The organism is Bacillus sp. SIMBA_026 (genome assembly GCF_046535335.1).
GTDB classification, from domain to species: Bacteria; Bacillota; Bacilli; order Bacillales; family Bacillaceae; genus Bacillus; species Bacillus velezensis.
The window spans coordinates 730,061-748,102 of the sequence record NZ_JAWRWX010000001.1 but is presented as its reverse complement, the minus strand read 5'-3'; the positions used below and the strand labels follow the sequence as shown (position 1 = coordinate 748,102).

Annotated in this window: 18 protein-coding genes; all 18 read right to left on the bottom strand. The window is 45.7% G+C overall.

Going from position 1 to position 18,042, the window contains the following annotated elements; all coding sequences use genetic code 11:
* Positions 1-1,611, bottom strand: coding sequence for a flagellar basal-body MS-ring/collar protein FliF (gene fliF, locus SB847_RS03785; RefSeq protein WP_410562275.1), 1,611 nt, complete (start codon positions 1,609-1,611; stop codon positions 1-3).
* 42 nt (positions 1,612-1,653) lie between these two features.
* Entirely contained in the window at positions 1,654-1,974 is a 321-nt protein-coding gene (gene fliE / locus SB847_RS03780) for a flagellar hook-basal body complex protein FliE (RefSeq protein WP_007409777.1), read from the bottom strand.
* A gap of 10 nt (positions 1,975-1,984) precedes the next feature.
* Positions 1,985-2,437 carry a flagellar basal body rod protein FlgC gene (gene flgC / locus SB847_RS03775; RefSeq protein WP_007409776.1) on the bottom strand — a complete coding sequence of 151 codons (453 nt, stop codon included), beginning with the start codon at positions 2,435-2,437 and terminating at the stop codon, positions 1,985-1,987.
* Positions 2,437-2,826, bottom strand: coding sequence for a flagellar basal body rod protein FlgB (flgB, locus tag SB847_RS03770; RefSeq protein ID WP_003154260.1), 390 nt, complete (start codon positions 2,824-2,826; stop codon positions 2,437-2,439). Before flgB ends, flgC begins: the two co-directional genes overlap by 1 nt.
* Before the next feature lie 353 nt (positions 2,827-3,179).
* Entirely contained in the window at positions 3,180-3,959 is a 780-nt protein-coding gene (gene codY / locus SB847_RS03765) for a GTP-sensing pleiotropic transcriptional regulator CodY (protein WP_003154263.1), read from the bottom strand.
* A 37-nt stretch (positions 3,960-3,996) separates the two neighbouring features.
* Positions 3,997-5,400 (bottom strand): ATP-dependent protease ATPase subunit HslU, encoded by a 1,404-nt coding sequence (hslU, locus tag SB847_RS03760; RefSeq protein WP_007611413.1) that lies wholly within the window; start codon positions 5,398-5,400, stop codon positions 3,997-3,999.
* Between the two features lie 16 nt (positions 5,401-5,416).
* Positions 5,417-5,962 (bottom strand): ATP-dependent protease subunit HslV, encoded by a 546-nt coding sequence (hslV, locus tag SB847_RS03755; protein ID WP_003154267.1) that lies wholly within the window; start codon positions 5,960-5,962, stop codon positions 5,417-5,419.
* A 15-nt stretch (positions 5,963-5,977) separates the two neighbouring features.
* A complete protein-coding gene (xerC, locus tag SB847_RS03750; protein WP_410562283.1) occupies positions 5,978-6,895 on the bottom strand; it encodes a tyrosine recombinase XerC in 918 nt (305 codons plus the stop codon).
* Between the two features lie 69 nt (positions 6,896-6,964).
* Positions 6,965-8,272, bottom strand: a complete 1,308-nt coding sequence (gene trmFO, locus SB847_RS03745; RefSeq protein ID WP_012117550.1) for an FADH(2)-oxidizing methylenetetrahydrofolate--tRNA-(uracil(54)-C(5))-methyltransferase TrmFO — start codon at positions 8,270-8,272, stop codon at positions 6,965-6,967.
* Between the two features lie 64 nt (positions 8,273-8,336).
* Positions 8,337-10,412 carry a type I DNA topoisomerase gene (gene topA / locus SB847_RS03740; protein ID WP_007409771.1) on the bottom strand — a complete coding sequence of 692 codons (2,076 nt, stop codon included), beginning with the start codon at positions 10,410-10,412 and terminating at the stop codon, positions 8,337-8,339.
* A gap of 181 nt (positions 10,413-10,593) precedes the next feature.
* Positions 10,594-11,493: a DNA-processing protein DprA gene (gene dprA / locus SB847_RS03735; protein ID WP_042635190.1), complete on the bottom strand. Its 900-nt coding sequence runs from the start codon at positions 11,491-11,493 to the stop codon at positions 10,594-10,596.
* A gap of 65 nt (positions 11,494-11,558) precedes the next feature.
* The gene (sucD, locus tag SB847_RS03730; RefSeq protein WP_003154281.1) at positions 11,559-12,461 is read right to left on the bottom strand and encodes a succinate--CoA ligase subunit alpha; all 903 of its coding nucleotides are present in this window, start codon (positions 12,459-12,461) and stop codon (positions 11,559-11,561) included.
* A gap of 28 nt (positions 12,462-12,489) precedes the next feature.
* On the bottom strand, positions 12,490-13,647 hold the full coding sequence (gene sucC, locus SB847_RS03725) for an ADP-forming succinate--CoA ligase subunit beta (protein ID WP_003154283.1): 1,158 nt from the start codon (positions 13,645-13,647) through the stop codon (positions 12,490-12,492).
* Positions 13,648-13,821: 174 nt separating this feature from the next.
* On the bottom strand, positions 13,822-14,103 hold the full coding sequence (locus SB847_RS03720; protein ID WP_014417762.1) for a FlhB-like flagellar biosynthesis protein: 282 nt from the start codon (positions 14,101-14,103) through the stop codon (positions 13,822-13,824).
* Complete coding sequence (locus tag SB847_RS03715; RefSeq protein WP_410562289.1) at positions 14,100-15,803, bottom strand: glycosyl transferase; 1,704 nt, start codon at positions 15,801-15,803, stop codon at positions 14,100-14,102. The genes SB847_RS03720 and SB847_RS03715 overlap by 4 nt, the downstream gene beginning before the upstream one ends.
* A 16-nt stretch (positions 15,804-15,819) precedes the next feature.
* Positions 15,820-16,587, bottom strand: coding sequence for a ribonuclease HII (locus SB847_RS03710; protein ID WP_007611398.1), 768 nt, complete (start codon positions 16,585-16,587; stop codon positions 15,820-15,822).
* Positions 16,588-16,659: 72 nt separating this feature from the next.
* The gene (gene ylqF, locus SB847_RS03705) at positions 16,660-17,508 is read right to left on the bottom strand and encodes a ribosome biogenesis GTPase YlqF (protein WP_007409766.1); all 849 of its coding nucleotides are present in this window, start codon (positions 17,506-17,508) and stop codon (positions 16,660-16,662) included.
* A 142-nt stretch (positions 17,509-17,650) separates the two neighbouring features.
* Positions 17,651-17,998: a 50S ribosomal protein L19 gene (gene rplS / locus SB847_RS03700; RefSeq protein ID WP_003154288.1), complete on the bottom strand. Its 348-nt coding sequence runs from the start codon at positions 17,996-17,998 to the stop codon at positions 17,651-17,653.
* Positions 17,999-18,042: the final 44 nt, after the last annotated feature.

Sequence of the window (18,042 nt, the reverse complement as noted above, 5' to 3'; positions counted from 1 at the left end):
CTAATCCTCGTCCAGCCAGCTTCGAAGCAATTTAGCAAAGTCTTCCGGTTTTTCTTTAGCCATTTTTTCAAGCTGTTTTCGTCTGACTGTTTCTTCCGTTTCAATTTTCTCTTCGTTGATATCAGGCAATCGAACCGGCTCCGGCGGTGTTTCATATTCATATTCTTCGTATTCATCCTCTTGTGAGCGTTTCTTTCTGATGAGGAGAATAATAAGCAGAATAATGGCCGCAAGCAGTACGCCGCCTGTAATGTATACCCAGATCGGAAGACCTAAAGATTGTGCCGAATCTGTGTTCAGGCTTGTTTTTCCGTCAAACGGCTGAACGGATACAACGATTTTATTGTTGATATCATTGTCTGTCAGGTTTTGATTTTGCGTTTCGTTTTTATCAAGAGACGTTCTGACGACCGTTCCTAAAATCTTCTGTATATCAGCCTGTCTCTGTGCTGATAAGGAAGCGGCATTTTTCGGATTAGGCGGCTCCACCATGACCTGAATGCCTAAATCACGCACTTTATACGGGCTTTCAGCGATTTCTTTATGGATGCGGTTGACTTCATAGTTGATTTTATTGCTGCTTTTTTCGTAGTCCCCGCTGTTTGAACCGCCGTTTGTCTCGGCATAGTTCGCGGTGTCATTGCTTCCCGTTCCGGCCGTGCCGCCGTTGGCCGCGCCGTCGCCTTTGTACGTTTCCGCAACTTTTTCGGCGCTTACCGCTATGCCTTCCATGTTATCTTTATCGACAGGTTCGACAGTGTCTTCAGTGCGTTTTTCCTTCGTGAAGTCAATATCCGCCGTTACGGAAACCACGACCTTATCCTGCCCCATCATTGTGCCGAGCAGTGACTGAACATGTTTTTGAACGTCCTTTTCGACCTGCGACTTAATACCTTGCTGAGAAGCATAACTGTCAGAAACGGACCCTGCACCGCCGTCACTTTTGTCATAATATGTAGAATTTTGATCCATTATGACGATATTATCTTCTTTTAAGTTCGGAACACTTTTAGAAACGAGATGGTACAGCCCGTTGATCTGGTTTTGATCAAGCGAGTAGCCCGGTTTAATCTGCAAAACGATTGAAGCGGATGCTGCCGGCTGATCTTCACCGACGAACACGGCTTCTTTCGGCATATTGATCATGACCTTCGAGCTTTTAATACCGTCCATTTCATTTATCAGGTTTGACAATTCGGTCTGAGTCGCCTCAACCTTTAAAACGTCAAACTCATTATCTGTCAGGCCGAAGCCCGCATTTTGTCCGAAGAACGAATAATCAATTGATCCCGTTTTCGGCAGGCCTTCTGCGGCAAGCTGGACTTTAAGCGAATCCACTTGGCTCTCAGGAACCTTAATGACCGTGCCGCCGTCAGCAAGTTCAGAAGACACCTTTTTCGTATCGAGCTCTTCTTTAATCTTCCCCGCTTCTTCCGCGGACAAATCTTTATAAAGAGGCACCATCTTTTCAGACGAAGTAAAAATAATAACGACGATGAGTAAAATAATGAATGCGGCCAAGCCGCTTACCATGAGTATCTTCTGTGTTTTTGATCTGTTGTTCCAAAACGCTGCCGTTTTGGTTTTCATTTGCATTAGAGTACGATTCATGTTAACCCCCGGTCATTCCAGTCATTCTCTTCAATCTGACCACTACATCTGCATTCTCATGATTTCCTGATAGGCTTCCACGGCTTTATTGCGGAATTCGGTAGCGGCCGTCAGAGAAATATTTGCTTTTTGGGCAGCGATCATGACCTCGTCAAGGTTTACATCCTTTCCTGCAGCCAGTTCGTTCGTTATTTGGTCAGATTTTACTTGTGACTCATTTAACGAATCAATAGAGTTTTTTAAAAGCTCCGAAAAGCTTGTTTGGTTTGAAGAATCAGTTTTTTGAGTTTGGTTTAATTGATTCGTTACGTTTTGAGTGTTTTGGGTTTGTTGAAGCTGAAAAGGAGTAATAGCGTTAACCACTTACATCACCTTACTTTCCGATTTCTAAAGCCTTCAAAAGCATGCCTTTGGAGGCGTTTAATGCAGTTACGTTTGCTTCATATGATCTCGAGCTGCTGACAAGATCCACCATTTCCTTTAATGGATCTACATTTGGTTTTTGTACATATCCGTCTTTATTCGCATCAGGATTCTCCGGATCATAAACGAGATTAAAAGCGGACGGGTCTTCCGTAACACCAGATACCTTTACGCCACTTCCCGCGCTTCCTGTTCCGTTCATCTTGGAATGTAAAAGGGACGAAAATGATTCGCCTCCGGATTGGAGAGATACCAGCTTTCTTCTGTAAGGCACCCATTCGCCATTTACCTGCTTCGCTCTCGTTGTATCCATATTGGCCAGGTTGGACGATACGACATCCATCCGGACACGCTGTGCAGTTAAAGCGGAACCCGAAATATTTAAGCTTTGAAAGCCACTCATTATTTTCCTCCTGTCAAGACGGTTTTCAGAGAATTGAATTTGCCGCTCATTCTTTCAACCAAAGCCTGATAATTAATTTGGTTTTCGGCTAAATCTGTCATTTCTTTGTCGATATCGACATTGTTTCCGTTTTGCTGGTACGATGTATCACTGCTGGACACGATAGAATAATCGTCCCCCGAACCCGTAAAGTCAACGTGCCGATAGTCGGTTTTTACAGCCTCAAGATTGGATGTTTCCTGATCTAACAAATTTCGGAAAGAGACTTTTTTTGCCTTGTAGTTCGGTGTATCTATATTGGCGATATTATTAGTTAAGACTTTTTGCTTAATGTCCGCTCTCCCCAAGGCATTCTCAAGATTTTGTATAGTTCCAGAAAATAAGTCCAAATCCACTTACCTCCATTTCAGATATTTTTCTCCTAAAAATCCTTGTCGAGAATTGTAAAACCATATGCTTATTGTAAGAAATAACAGGCTTAAAGTCTATGAAGTTAGGCTAAAAAAAAGTGCTCAATTATATCTATTTTGTATGTAGGTATTAAGTCCTAGAATATTTGTACTACAAGGATTTGTTTAATATTAGACTGAAAATAGCAGAATTTCTGTATCTTCCTCCTTTTTTCACACAGCAAGATGGATTATCTCAGATCAGATTCCAATAAGCAACTTTAAACTGCAACTTTTCACCTATTGTCCATAAAAAAAGCAGGACGCCCATTTTTAGGGATCCTGCTTTTGTCTTAATGAGATTTAAGGTTTTCCAATTCAATAAGGAATTTGTTGTTCAGAACTTTAATGTACGTCCCCTTCATTCCCAGTGATCTGGATTCAATGACGCCTGCGCTTTCCAGCTTTCTCAGCGCGTTAACGATTACTGAACGCGTAATGCCGACACGGTCCGCAATCTTACTTGCCACAAGCAAGCCTTCGTTTCCGTCAAGCTCTTCAAAGATATGCTCAATCGCTTCAAGTTCACTGTAAGACAGAGAACTGATCGCCATTTGAACAACCGCTTTGCTTCGCGCCTCTTCTTCGATTTCTTCTGCTTTTTCTCTTAAAATCTCCATTCCTACAACGGTTGCTCCGTATTCAGCAAGAATGAGATCATCATCTTCAAATTGATCCTGCAGACGGGACAGAATGAGCGTGCCCAGTCTCTCTCCTCCGCCGATGATCGGCACGATCGTTGTTAAGCCCGCTTGGAACAGGTCTCTGTTTTCTACAGGAAACGCCGTGTATTCGCTGTTGATATCAAGGTTTGAAGACGTCTCCGGAACATTGAACAGATTTCTCGTGTACTCTTCCGGGAACTGGCGGTCTTCAAGCATTTTTTTCATGCGGTCATTTTCAATCTGCTGATTAATAGAGTAGCCCAAAAGCTTTCCTCTGCGGCTGACGACGAAAATATTAGAATCAATGACGTCACGAAGCGTTTCAGCCATTTCTTTAAAGTTTACGGGTTTGCCTGCCGCAGCCTGCAGCATGCTGTTAATAATTCGTGTTTTTTGTAGTAAAGCCATGATAAATAATCCTCCTAGAATTCCTCTTATTAAATTTTCACAATATAAATTGACTTAGATCTTTGTTGTTTGCAATCGTTCCGAGCTTTTCTTCAACGTATTGCGGCGTGATAGCGACTTTTTCCATCGTCACGTCCGGCGCTTCAAACGACAGGTCTTCCAAGAGACGTTCCAATATCGTGTGAAGCCTTCTCGCTCCGATGTTGTCCGTATCCTGATTCACATGATAAGCTACTTCGGCGATCTTACGAATAGCTTCGTCAGAAAATTCAAGAGATATACCTTCTGTCTGCAATAAAGCCTGATATTGTTTTAGCAGCGCGTTATCGGGTTCGACGAGAATCTTCACAAAATCATCTACTGTCAGCTTGCTCAATTCTACACGAATCGGAAAGCGGCCCTGCAGCTCCGGAATCAGATCAGACGGTTTGGCCATATGGAATGCCCCGGCTGCGATAAACAGCACGTGATCTGTTTTGACGGAGCCGTATTTCGTGACGACGGTAGATCCTTCGACAATCGGAAGGATATCTCTTTGAACGCCTTCTCTCGATACATCTGCTGAGGAAGAAGCCCCTCCGTTTTTTGCGATTTTATCTATTTCGTCAATAAAGATAATGCCGCCCTCTTCAGCTCTTAACACGGCTTCTTGGCCGACTTCATCCATATCGATTAATTTGCCTGCCTCTTCATTGGTCAGAACCTTCCTTGCTTCTCTGACCGTCATTTTGCGGCGTTTTTTCTTTTTTGGCACCAGATTGCTCAGCGCATCCTGCATATTCATGCCCATCTGCTCCATCCCGGAGCCTTGCAGCATGTCAAACATCGACGGCTGCTGCTCTTCCACCTCTACGGAGACGTAATGGTCTTCGAGCTCTCCCAATGCGAGCTGATGCGCCATGCGCTTTCTTTTCTCTTCAAGGCTTGCTTCTTCCTGCTGGTCGGCTTCATCATCATTTGCCGCCTGGCTTCCTCCGAAAAGCATTTCAAACGGATTTTTCACTCCCGCTTGTTTTTTCTTTCCCGGAACGAGAAGCCGCACTATACGTTTGTTTGCATTTTCTTCAGCCTGTTCTTTCACTTCGCTGATTTTTTCTTCTTTAATGAGCCGCACGGATGTCTCAACGAGGTCTCTGACCATTGATTCGACATCTCTGCCTACATAGCCGACTTCTGTAAATTTTGTCGCTTCAATTTTTATAAATGGCGCACCGGTAAGCTTGGCGATCCGTCTGGCGATCTCTGTTTTCCCCACCCCGGTCGGGCCCATCATCAGGATGTTTTTGGGAACGATCTCGTCTCTCAGTTTTTCATCAAGAAGACTTCTGCGATAGCGGTTTCTTAATGCCACGGCGACAGCTTTTTTCGCATCCTGCTGTCCTACAATGTATTGATCCAACCGATCTACGATTTGTCTCGGTGTTAACGGTTTGTTTTCCATGCGCCTCAAGTCCTTTCTATTCAAGTTCTTCCAAAATGATCTGATCGTTTGTGTACACACAAATCTCGCCCGCGATTTTCAAAGCGGCTTTTGCAATATCTTTGGCGGACAGATTCTCTCCGGCATAGGTTTTCAGCGCTCTTCCTGCTGACAGGGCGTAGTTTCCGCCGGAGCCGATTGCCAAAATGCCGTCATCCGGCTCAATCACTTCACCTGTTCCCGATACGAGAAGCAAGGTATCCTGGTTCATGACAATCAGCATGGCTTCCAGCTTGCGCAGCACTTTATCGCTGCGCCATTCTTTCGCAAGCTCAACCGACGCACGTTTTAAATTGCCGTTGTATTCTTCAAGCTTCGCCTCAAACATTTCAAAAAGTGTGAAAGCGTCTGCAACAGATCCTGCAAATCCGGCCAGAACCTTTCCGTTAAACAGCTTTCTCACTTTTCTCGCGGTATGTTTCATGACTACAGCCTGACCGAATGTGACCTGGCCGTCTCCTGACATAGCGCTTTTCCCGTTATGCTGGACGGCAAAAATCGTTGTCGCATGAAAAGATGACATGAGAAGGGCCTCCTTTTAATTTTCTTTAAAAGCTCTCGGGTGGTGGGACATATATGTGTTTCTCAGCATTTCCTTCGATACATGCGTGTATATCTGCGTAGAAGACAGATTGGAATGGCCCAAAAGCTCCTGGACGCTTCTTAAATCAGCCCCTTCATTCAGCAGATGAGTCGCAAACGTGTGCCGAAGCATATGCGGGTGTATATGTAAAGTGCCGGATGCTTTTTTTACAAGCCCGCTTAAAATATACCGGATTCCTCTGGCGGTCAGCGGGCCGCCTCTTTGATTGACAAACAGCACATCATGAGGCTCTTTTGCTTTTTCAAGCAGGCACTGCCTTCCGCTGTTGATATACAGCTCCAGCGCATCACGGGCATATGAGCCGAACGGGATATAGCGCTGCTTCTTGCCTTTCCCGTGAACGAGCACCGTATCCATGAACAGGTCAAGATCGCCGACAGTAAGCGTACAGCACTCACTGACCCTCATTCCGGTCGCATAAAGAAGCTCAAGCAGGGCCTGATCGCGCATCCCTGACGGCTGACTTCTGTCTGAAACAGCGAATAGTTCCTCAAGTTCTTTTTCATAAAGAAACTTCGGAATCCGTTTCTCTTGTTTCGGCAGATGAACAAGCTGAAACGGATTCTCTTCAACAAGCTTTTCCCTCATTAAAAATTTATAGAAGCTTCTCAAAGCTGAAATTTTCTTGCTGATTGTTTTTCTTGACAGGCCTTTTTCATAAGCCTCTGTCAAAAATATTCTCACATCATGATATGCAACTTCTTTCATTCCATTTATATTTTGAGCATGCAGAAACATCCCAAATTCTTCAATCGAATTAACATAATTCACAATAGTATATTGTGAATAATTTTTTTCAATTTGTAAATATTCAACGAATAACTTTAAAAAAAAGTTAACATTCTCAGTCATTATGAAGACCTCCCTCTCCGAAGGGCTTTTAAATGGTATCATATAATGCATCGAAGTTGCAATGAAAAGCTATATCGTTTTCGAAATAGTTTGAATAGTTTCAATTGCGCGTTTAGCGTATTCTTCATTTCTTTCTTTTTTGTTTTTAATTTTTACAGGCAATTCTTTTAAGAGGCCGAAGTTTGCATTCATCGGCTGGAAGTTCTTCTGATTTGTCGTCGTAATGTAGTGAGCCATGCTTCCGATTGCCGTCTCCTGCGGGAATGTCACAAGATCCTGACCGAGCACAAGTTTGGCGGCATTGATTCCCGCTACAAGACCTGAAGCGGCAGATTCAACATAACCCTCTACGCCGGTCATTTGGCCCGCGAAAAACAGATCGTTCCGCTGTTTAAATTGATATGTCGGGTTCAAAAGGCTCGGCGAGTTGATAAATGTGTTTCTGTGCATGACGCCGTATCTGACGATATCAACATTTTCAAGGCCGGGGATCAGTTTAAGCACTTCTTTTTGGTCTCCCCATTTTAAATGTGTCTGAAAACCTACAATATTATAAAGCGTTCCCGCCGCATCATCCTGTCTGAGCTGAACGACTGCATAAGGGCGCTTGCCTGTTTTCGGATCTTCCAGTCCGACCGGTTTCATCGGTCCGAACAGCATCGTTTTCTTGCCTCTTTTCGCCATGACTTCAATCGGCATGCAGCCTTCAAAGAAGATTTCTTTTTCGAATTCTTTTAAAGGTACCGTCTCAGCCGTCGTCAATGCTTCATAGAAACGGTCGAACTCTTCCTCTGTCATCGGGCAGTTTAAGTACGCCGCTTCTCCCTTGTCATAACGGGATTTTAAGTACACTTTCTCCATATCAAGGCTGTCTTTTTCGACAATCGGCGCCGCCGCGTCATAAAAATACAGATACTCTTCTCCCGTGAGCTCTTTCAGCTGCTGTGAAAGCGATTCTGATGTAAGCGGTCCGGTCGCGATAACAGTCGGGCCTTCCGGAATCTCTGTTACTTCCTCAGTAAGAACCGTTACGTTCGGATGGTTTTTCACGAGATCCGTCACGCTTTGCGCAAATTCATGACGGTCAACGGCAAGCGCTCCTCCGGCCGGAACCGAGCATTTATCAGCAGATTGAATGATTGCCGAGTCAAGCGCCCGCATTTCTTCCTTTAATACGCCTACCGCATTGGCGAGTGTATTTGAACGGAGGGAGTTGCTGCATACCAGTTCGGCGAATTTATCAGTATGATGGGCTGCCGTCTGCCTGACGGGCCGCATTTCATATAGTTTCACTTGAATTCCTCGTTTTGCAAGCTGCCATGCCGCTTCACTTCCGGCAAGGCCTGCTCCGATTACATTAACTGTTTGCTGGTTCATTTCTTTTCATCTCCTGTTGTTTGTCCCTTCCACACAAAGAAGGTGAGCAAGGCTCTGCTCACCGCTACTTCTGTGGTTCTTCCTTATAATCGCATTCGACGCATTGGACTTGTATGCCTTTTTTAAGCTTTTTCTCTACGAGCATATTTTCACATTTCGGGCATTTTCGTTCAATCGGTTTGTCCCAAGATACGAAGTCGCATTCAGGATAACGGTCACAGCCGTAAAAGATGCGTTTCTTTTTTGATTTTCGTTCGACAATGTTTCCTTCATGGCACTTAGGGCATTTTACGCCGATTTGTTTGACAATCGGTTTTGTATTTCGGCAGTCAGGGAAGTTGGAGCACGCCATAAATTTGCCGTATCGGCCCATTTTATAAACCATCCGGGAGCCGCATAACTCACAATCTTCATCGGCATATTCAGGTTCAATTTCCACTTCTTTCATTTCGGCTTCCGCTTTTTTCACGCGTTTTTCGAAATCAGTATAGAAGCTGTCAATGATTTGAACCCATTCTGTCTGGCCATCTTCAACATGGTCAAGGTCTCTTTCCATTTTAGCCGTGAATTCAACGTTAATGATTTCCGGGAAAAACTCCATGATAAGATCCAGCACGATCTGCCCAAGCTCAGTCGGCACAAACCGTTTATTGTCTAATCCCACGTAACCGCGGCGCTGGATGGTGTCAAGAGTCGGCGCATATGTCGAAGGACGGCCGATCCCCAGTTCTTCAAGCGTTTTAACCAGGCGCGCCTCTGTATAACGCGGAGGCGGCTGAGTAAAGTGCTGCTCAGGCTCAATATCTTTCGATAAAACCGTGTCTCCCTCTTTAAGGTCCGGAAGCATGCGGTCTTTTTCTTCCAGCTGATCGTCTTTACCCTCTACATAGACTTTCATGAAGCCGGCGAATTTGACTTTACTTCCGTTTGCCCGGAATGTCAATCCGTTATTGCTGAGATCGACGCTCATCGTATCAAGGACGGCAGGCGCCATCTGGCTTGCAACAAAGCGCTCCCAAATCAGCTTGTATAATCTGAGCTGGTCTCTTCCAAGCACCGCTTTTAAGTCGGCAGGTTTTCTGAGCACCGAAGTCGGGCGGATCGCTTCGTGGGCATCTTGAGCGTTTTCATTTTTCTTTGCCGGTTTCCGTTTTCCCGCTAAGTACTCTTTTCCGTACGCCTGATCAATAAAAGCTGACGCTTCTTCAACGGCTGTGTTGGAAATCCGCGTTGAGTCCGTTCTCATATACGTGATGAGCCCGACTGTCCCTTCTTTGCCGAGATCAATTCCTTCATATAATTGCTGAGCGATCATCATCGTTTTCTTCGCTCTGAAATTCAGCTTTCTTGCAGCCTCCTGCTGCAGAGTGGACGTTGTAAACGGCAGAGCGGGATTTCGTTTGCGCTCTTTTTTCGTAACCTTGTCAACTGTATACTTATTGCCTTTCAGCTGAGCAAGGATGGCTTTTACGTCTTCTTCGCTTTTTAAAGGAAGCTTTTTGCCGTTTTTTCCGAAAAATCCGGCTTCAAACGTCTCTTTTCCCTTTAAAAATGAGCCGGTAATCGTCCAGTACTCTTCAGGTTTAAAGTCATTGATTTCCTTTTCCCGGTCGATGATCAGCCGGAGCGCAACGGATTGCACACGGCCCGCACTGAGGCCTTTTTTTACTTTTTTCCAAAGAATCGGGCTGATTTTGTATCCGACGAGTCTGTCTAGTATGCGGCGCGCCTGCTGCGCATCGACAAGATCCATATTAATCATGCGCGGATGTTTAAATGATTCTTTAATGGCGTCTTTCGTTATTTCATTAAAGACGACCCGGCAGTCCGAGCTGAGATCCAGATCAAGGCTGTGTGCGAGATGCCATGCAATCGCTTCTCCTTCTCTGTCGGGGTCGGCCGCGAGATAGACTTTTTTTGCTTTCTTTGCCGCTGTTTTTAATTCTTTTAAAACAGGGCCTTTTCCGCGGATCGTAATATATTTCGGTTCAAAGTTCTGTTCGATGTCAACTCCCATTTGACTTTTCGGAAGATCCCGGACATGTCCCATTGAAGCTTTGACTTTATATTTCTTCCCTAAATAACGTTCAATCGTTTTCGCCTTTGCCGGCGATTCCACGATGACTAGATAATCAGACATTTTCATCCCCCTCAAGAGGTGTTCTCTCTCTTTTCAAGTATCAATTCATTTTAGAGCTGCCTTTTTATGGCTTTCAACATTTCATTCTTTATGATGAACGTCATTTTATACATGAAAATAATGTGCAACTTTAAATCCTCACTATTATTAAATATTACAATACCGTTTGTCAAACGATATTTCAAAAGGGTTCCGTATACTGAACGCATCGGGCGGTCAGCTCTCCGTCAATATCCTCTGCGCATAATACAGCTTTCGCCCCTTCTTGAATGAGTTTTATAGGTCCTCCGGAATATGGATTAAATATGGAACCCGGAACGGCAAATACCTCTCTGCCTTGATCGAGAGCCTGGTAAGCTGTGATTAATGAACCGCTTTTTTCTTTTCCCTGCACGACCACAATCCCTTCACTTAGTCCGCTGATTATGCGGTTTCTCATCGGAAAGTGCCATTTTTTCGGCTTTGTTTCAGGAGGATGTTCTGAGAGTAGGAGATGGTGTTCAGCCATGTATTCTGCTAACAGGAGATTTTCCCGGGGATAGATGTGATGGAATCCGCCGGCTATCACGCCGATCGTAAGCCCTTTTGCCCTGATGCTCGCCTTATGAGACAATCCGTCTATACCGGATGCAAGCCCGCTTACAATGATCCAGCCTTTTTTTGAGAGTTCGGCGGAAAGATGCCCAACCGCTTTTATTCCGTCTTCCGTCGGTTTCCGCGTTCCTACAATCCCGATTTTTCTGCCTTTTTCAAGAAGCAGCGTGTTCCCTTTTGCATACAAGACAGCCGGCGGATCATAAATCGCTTTAAGCCATGTTGGATAGCGGCTTGATGAAATCGGAATGACAGTAATGCCTTCGCGGCGGTAATCGGACAGAACTTCATCAAGTTCCGGATCCTTGCGCTCTATTTCCCGAAAAATTGCTTCCGGGGCTGTTTTCCCTTCTGATAAAACAGTTAATGGATGCGGATTCGGTAAAAAAGACAGAGAGTGATCAGCTTTCCACCATTTTAATAGAAGAGACGGGGAAATGATTTGATTAATACTGCAGACCATTAAACAGCGCGATGCTTGATCCAAATCTGGCAACCTCCTCTTTTTTTCAGCAAAAACAGGAACAGCCGTTACGGCTGCCCCTGCTTCGATCAGTGCGTTTTGCACGTTTCAAATAAGCCTTTTTCTTTTAACACCTTAATCAGCGTTTCACCCATTACAGAAGGGGTTTCCGCGACTTCAATTCCGCAGGCGTTCATCGTTTTGACTTTTTCTTCTGCCGTGCCTTTTCCTCCGGAGATGATGGCGCCCGCATGGCCCATGCGTTTTCCCGGAGGCGCGGTTTTACCGCCGATAAAGCCGACAACAGGCTTCGTCATGTTCGCTTTCACCCACTCAGCCGCTTCTTCTTCAGCTGTGCCGCCGATTTCTCCGATCATGATGACGGCATGTGTTTCTGGATCTTCATTGAACGCTTTTAACACGTCAATAAAGTTCGTGCCGTTGACCGGATCGCCGCCGATCCCTACAGCGGTAGATTGGCCTACGCCGGCTTCTGAAAGCTGATGGACGGCCTCGTATGTCAATGTTCCTGAACGGGATACAACGCCTACATGACCCTTTTTATGAATGTATCCCGGCATAATGCCGATTTTGCATTCTTCAGGTGTAATAACACCCGGGCAGTTCGGCCCTATTAATCTCGTTTTCTTGCCTTCCATAAAGCGCTTCACTTTCACCATGTCCAAAACCGGAATGTGCTCAGTGATACAAATGACAAGATCAATTTCCGCGTCAACCGCTTCCATAATTGCGTCCGCCGCAAACGGAGCCGGCACGTAAATAACTGACGCATCAGCGCCCGTTGTATGAACCGCTTCTGCGACCGTATTGAATACCGGTACGCCTTCCGCTTCCGTTCCGCCTTTTCCAGGTGTTACACCGCCAACGATATTCGTGCCGTATTCCAGCATCTGCTTTGTATGAAATAAAGCGGTAGAACCTGTAATCCCCTGTACAATAACTCTTGTATCTTTATTGATAAAAACACTCATTATCTGGTCCCCTGCCTTTCATTCTTTCCTAAACTAAGGATACGATTTTCTGTGCGCCGTCTGCCATTGATTCCGCAGATGTGATGTTTAAGCCTGATTCATTCAGGATTTTCTTTCCTAAATCTACGTTTGTCCCTTCAAGGCGCACGACCAGCGGCAATGTCAATCCGACTTGTCTCGTCGCTTCAACAACGCCCTCGGCGATGACATCACACTTCATGATGCCTCCGAAAATATTAACGAAAATTCCTTTTACGTTTTGATCGGAAAGAATGATTTTAAAAGCTTCCGTAACTTTTTCTGCGGTTGCGCCGCCCCCGACATCAAGGAAGTTTGCAGGTTCTCCGCCGTAGTGTTTAATGATATCCATTGTAGACATTGCAAGACCCGCGCCGTTTACCATGCAGCCGATATTTCCATCAAGGGAAATGTAGCTTAAATCGTATTTTGACGCTTCGATTTCTTTCGGATCTTCTTCATCTAAATCTCTGTATTCCATAATGTCTTTTTGTCTGTATAACGCATTGCTGTCGAAGTTCAGCTTAGCATCCAGCGCCATGACGTTTCCGTCCCCCGTAACGACGAGAGGGTTGATCTCGGCGATGGAGCAGTCCTTCTCAACAAATGCTTTATATAAGCCGAGCATAAATTTAGCAGCTTTGCCGACAAGCTCTTTCGGGATGTTAATTGCGAATGCAATTTCCCTTGCCTGATAGCCCTGAAGGCCGACAGCCGGATCAATTACCGCTTTTTTAATTTTTTCAGGTGTTTTTTCCGCTACTTCTTCAATCTCCGTTCCGCCTTCTTCAGACGCCATTAAAACGATTCTTGAAGTAGCGCGGTCAAGTACAAGCCCGACATAGTATTCCTTTTTAATATCGCAGCCTTCTTCAATAAGTAAGCGTTTTATTACTTGTCCGTCCGGACCCGTTTGATGTGTGACGAGCGTCTTGCCTAACAGTTCTTCGGCATACTCTTTCACTTCATCTTTTGTTTTTGCAATCTTTACCCCACCAGCTTTGCCGCGGCCGCCAGCATGGATTTGCGCCTTTACGACATAAACCGAGCTTGACAGGCTCTCTGCTTTTTCAACTGCTTCCTCTGCTGTAAAAGCCACTTTACCTTCAGGAACAGACACCCCGTATTTTCTGAGGACTTCTTTTCCCTGGTACTCATGGATATTCATTTCCCATCCTCCTAACTTATGTAGCAAAACTAAAAATAGACTGCGCTTTCATTCTATATAATACTGGAAGAATTGTCTAGGGTTCAAAACAAAATCTTTATATCCTTCCAAACATTCTAACTTTTATTTTATTGAAAATATAAATTTAAACGGAGTCCGGGAAATGAATGGTCCTTATTTTTCGTTTTTCAGGGTTTCGTCCAGTCTGTAAACAAATGAAAAAATTTCGGCAACGGTTTCATAAAGCGCCTCCGGTATCTGATCGTCAACCGTCAAATGGCGCATTAATTCGACAAGGGTTCTGTCTTCCTGAATGGGGACCCCAGCCTTCTCAGCTTCTTTTATAATATTTTCCGCCACGTGCCCCCTGCCTGTTGCGACAACCTTCGGGACTTGGTCTTTCTGCCGGTCGTAATGCAGAGCGACAGCTCTTCTTAACGGCGTTTGCTCTTTCATATTTTCACATCCACTTTTCTTCCGCCGTCTTTTTCTATAAACTCTTCCACAAGAGCGCTCTGGTCTTTCGGGCGCCGTTTTTTAGCCGTGACGCCTGACAGGCTGAAGCCCGTTTCTTTTACGGCTTCTTTTAAAGCCGGTACGAGAGGGTCGATGGCCGCCTGAAGCTCAAAATCAGTCTCAACCGTAATGGTCATTACATTTTGCTGAATCATGCAGTCCACAACGGTTTCTTGCAGTGTTTCAAGATGCAGCAAAAACAGGAGCCTGCAATGTGACGGATCGAGTTTTCCGTCCGGCTTCTTCCGTCCTTTAAAGAGAACTGTGATGTCATTCTCATACGCGGACGCTCCCAGCGGAAATGACAGCACCATCTGCGTAAAAGAAGGGTTATGCTGCTCAATAAACAGCTGGCCGTTTAATTTATGAATAAGCGGTTCCGCCTCTTGTTTAACGGATTGGGGCGCTTCTTGAAGCGTCCGGACGGCTTGGAGGGCCGTTTTCAGCGCTTGTTTCTCCGGCTGCGGAGACACGCCTTTTTCAAGCGCTGTAATGAATGATAATTCATCACGCGTGCCCAGTCCTTTTTTGATTTTCTGCAAAAGGCTTAATACATCATGTTTTTCCGCATATTTCAATTCGGTGAGCTGAGCGGCTTTTTCGAAAACAGCCGCCTCCTGTTCTGTCAGATGTGCGTTTTGAAGAACAGGTGCTGTTTTTAATGTTCTTTCTTGAGAAATGAAAGCCTTAATGATCTCCGCCGTTACTTTTACGGGACGGTTTTCAGTTTTTTCTGCCGATGTCATTAATTTCTCTATAATCTGTTTTGCCGTTTTTTCAGGCAGTTCCGGATTTGTCCGTGCACTCGGAGGAGAAGATTGGCTTGAGACTGCCTTTCCGTTTTCTCGAGTCTCTCGGACAAATGGTGATTGTTTTGATTCCGTCGGTTCTCCCTCATTCATCAGCCCGGTTTCTGAAATCGGCATGCGTGCAGTCTCGGCAAGCTTCTTCAAGAGACGTTTTGCATGAAGATCCGTTTCCGCGTTTAACACGTCAGAAACCGCCTCTTTGAGCACAGACAGCTCTTTTGCCGATTGCGGAGCCTGATTGATTGCCTGAAGCAGTCCTGAGAGGAGGCGCCGGGTCGGAACCGGATATTTAACGGCATGAATGGCTGACAAGACTTCCGGATGTGCGGGCAGTTCCCGTTTCAGCGCAAATACGATTGTTTCCGCCGCTTTTTTCAATTCGGCCGCCGGAAGTGATTCAGCCCAGCGGATGCAGGCTTTGAGGCTGTTTTCCGTCATCGGCAGCTTCTGCTGCATAAATGTTTCGGCAATCTGCAGAGACACAGGACCTGATTTGACGGAAAGAGCGTTTAACAGTCTTCCCGCAGCTTCCTGAACGGTTTTCGGGCTTCCTTCGAATTGGTCGATGACATGAAGCCGGCCCGTTTTTTCCGCCGGCTGTTTGTCATAAGAAAACCAGTAATACGCCTGCGGACGAAGGACGGTTTCAAGTTTTCCCTGCATCGTCCGGCCGCCGATTTGGATAAGAGCGCTTTGATCGTCCAGCAAACGGAGAACCTTCCCTAACAGCAGCCTTTGAGCGCCGCTGTCTTTACCGCCGTCTTGCCGGTCCTGAGGGATTTCCGCCGTCAGCTGTCTGAAAGCCGCTTGGATTTCGCCGCTTATGTTCATGTCTTAAGCCTCTTTTCTAACAATAAGATTGAACGGGAGCGAACGTTTTTCGGTGAATAGTTGTCGGTCCGTATGCCTGAAGAGCTTCAAGATGTTCTTTCGTTCCGTAGCCTTTATTTTTTTCAAAGCCGTACATGGGATAGGTTTTGGCGTACTCAGCCATGAGACGGTCCCGCGTTACTTTTGCTATGCAGGCTCCGGCGGCAATTGACACGCTTTTGGCATCCCCTTTAATAACTGATGACTGCGGAATGTCAAGCGGAAGGGTCATGGCATCAACAAGCAGATAATCAGGTGTTTCCGTTAAAGCATTGACGGCTTTTACCATCGCCAGTCTCGCGGCCTCATAAATGTTGATCCGGTCAATCACGTCCGCATGGACAATGCCGACTCCTACAGCCGCCGCTTCCTCCGTGATCCGGCTGTAATACTCCTCGAGCTTCTTTTCCGACAATTTCTTCGAGTCCGTGAGACCGAGAATCTCGCATTCTGCCGGCAAAATGACGGCGCCGGCGACAACCGGTCCGGCAAGCGGCCCTCTTCCGGCTTCGTCAACACCCGCAATCAGGCGGAAGCCCTTTTTGGATGACAGTCTTTCGTATGCCGTCATGTTCAGCCATTGCTCTTTAAGAGCTTTTTCCTTCGCGTGCTTTTTCAGCCATTGCTCTAAAAGCGTCTGTACGCTTTTTCTCGGGTCTTTCTCACATTGGGCAAGGAAGGGGTCGCTTTCGTCCCTGACCTCTTGCAGGCGTTCTTTTACGCTTTTTACGGTTAATGTATTCACGTTCTCTTCTCCCTTACATTATGTATATCGGTATTCTGCGGAAAAAATAAAGACCCGCATCGCTGCGCGTCTTTATTCTGATGGTGTTTCAAATGAAAGCCTGCCGAATTTTTCCGTCCGGATGTCCCGAATGATGACTTCCGTTGTTTTATCATAGTCAACCATTCCGCCGCCCATCAAACAGCCGCGTTTTTCACCGATCGCGTCGAAAAGAGCGGCGATATCCTCAGGGATTTCCTGAAGTCCGTAGCGCTCCTTCAAGCGGTCGGGATAATGCTCTTCCAGAAAGCGCAGCCCGAAGACGGCCACATCCTGCAGGTTGATAATCGTATCTTTAATCGCCCCGGTGATCGCCAGGCGCAAGCCGACAAGCTCATCTTCAAATTTAGGCCATAAAATTCCCGGTGTATCGAGCAGCTCTAATTCCTTGCCTACCTTTACCCACTGCTGTGAAGTGGTAATGCCGGGCCTGTCTCCCGTCTTGGCAATGTTTTTCTTGGCCAGCCGGTTAATGAGCGTAGACTTGCCGACATTCGGAATGCCGATGATTAATGCGCGGATTGCTCTTGGCCTAACGCCTTTTGCTTTCATTTTATCGAACTTATCTTTCAGCAGCTCTTTTGAGGACGGCACGATTTGATGCAGTCCCTGCCCGTTAACGGAGTTTATTGAAAGAGAGGGAATGCCCTGTTCCTGAAAGTGGTCCTTCCACTGGGCAGTCACAGCCGCATCCGCCTTATCGGCTTTATTTAAAAGCATAATGCGCGGCTTATTTTTTAAAATCTCCTCAATCATCGGATTTCTCGATGACATCGGGATTCTCGCATCCACCAATTCGTATACGATATCAATTAATTTCAGTTTTTCTGTTACTTCCCGTCTCGCTTTAGCCATATGGCCTGGGAACCATTGAATGGTCATGTGACTTCGACACCTGCCTTATTTACCGGAACCGGATGTTCCGATGATCTCTTATGTATTTTACGTTGCTTGTTCTGCTTTTACAAATTTCATATAAAAAAAGAGCCTGTTACGGGTAACAAGCTCTTTTCGTTCGTTATCATTATCGTCTGATTTCTTTAATACGAGCCGCTTTTCCGCGAAGTTCACGCAGGTAGTAAAGCTTAGCGCGACGTACTTTACCGTAACGTACAACTTCGATTTTCGCGATTTTTGGTGTGTGTACAGGGAATGTACGTTCAACGCCAACACCGTAAGAAATCTTACGAACTGTGAACGTTTCGCTGATTCCACCACCACGACGCTTGATCACAACACCTTCGAAGATCTGGATACGCTCACGGTTACCCTCAACAACTTTTACGTGTACACGTAAAGTGTCACCAGGACGGAACGCAGGAAGATCAGTGCGAAGCTGTTCTTTTGTGATATCTTGAATTAGTTTTTGCATCGTTTTCAACTCCTTCCAACAGATGCTCTTGGCCACAACTGCAA

Excerpts from the sequence above, each read along its gene's own strand:
- fliF (WP_410562275.1), bottom strand. The coding sequence starts at position 1,611 with ATGAATCGTACTCTAATGCAAATGAAAACCAAAACGGCAGCGTTTTGG.
- flgC (WP_007409776.1), bottom strand. The coding sequence starts at position 2,437 with ATGAGTGGCTTTCAAAGCTTAAATATTTCGGGTTCCGCTTTAACTGCA.
- codY (WP_003154263.1), bottom strand. The coding sequence starts at position 3,959 with ATGGCTTTACTACAAAAAACACGAATTATTAACAGCATGCTGCAGGCT.
- hslU (WP_007611413.1), bottom strand. The coding sequence starts at position 5,400 with ATGGAAAACAAACCGTTAACACCGAGACAAATCGTAGATCGGTTGGAT.
- hslV (WP_003154267.1), bottom strand. The coding sequence starts at position 5,962 with ATGTCATCTTTTCATGCGACAACGATTTTTGCCGTCCAGCATAACGGG.
- xerC (WP_410562283.1), bottom strand. The coding sequence starts at position 6,895 with ATGACTGAGAATGTTAACTTTTTTTTAAAGTTATTCGTTGAATATTTA.
- trmFO (WP_012117550.1), bottom strand. The coding sequence starts at position 8,272 with ATGAACCAGCAAACAGTTAATGTAATCGGAGCAGGCCTTGCCGGAAGT.
- topA (WP_007409771.1), bottom strand. The coding sequence starts at position 10,412 with ATGTCTGATTATCTAGTCATCGTGGAATCGCCGGCAAAGGCGAAAACG.
- sucD (WP_003154281.1), bottom strand. The coding sequence starts at position 12,461 with ATGAGTGTTTTTATCAATAAAGATACAAGAGTTATTGTACAGGGGATT.
- sucC (WP_003154283.1), bottom strand. The coding sequence starts at position 13,647 with ATGAATATCCATGAGTACCAGGGAAAAGAAGTCCTCAGAAAATACGGG.
- SB847_RS03720 (WP_014417762.1), bottom strand. The coding sequence starts at position 14,103 with ATGAAAGAGCAAACGCCGTTAAGAAGAGCTGTCGCTCTGCATTACGAC.
- SB847_RS03715 (WP_410562289.1), bottom strand. The coding sequence starts at position 15,803 with ATGAACATAAGCGGCGAAATCCAAGCGGCTTTCAGACAGCTGACGGCG.
- ylqF (WP_007409766.1), bottom strand. The coding sequence starts at position 17,508 with ATGACCATTCAATGGTTCCCAGGCCATATGGCTAAAGCGAGACGGGAA.
- rplS (WP_003154288.1), bottom strand. The coding sequence starts at position 17,998 with ATGCAAAAACTAATTCAAGATATCACAAAAGAACAGCTTCGCACTGAT.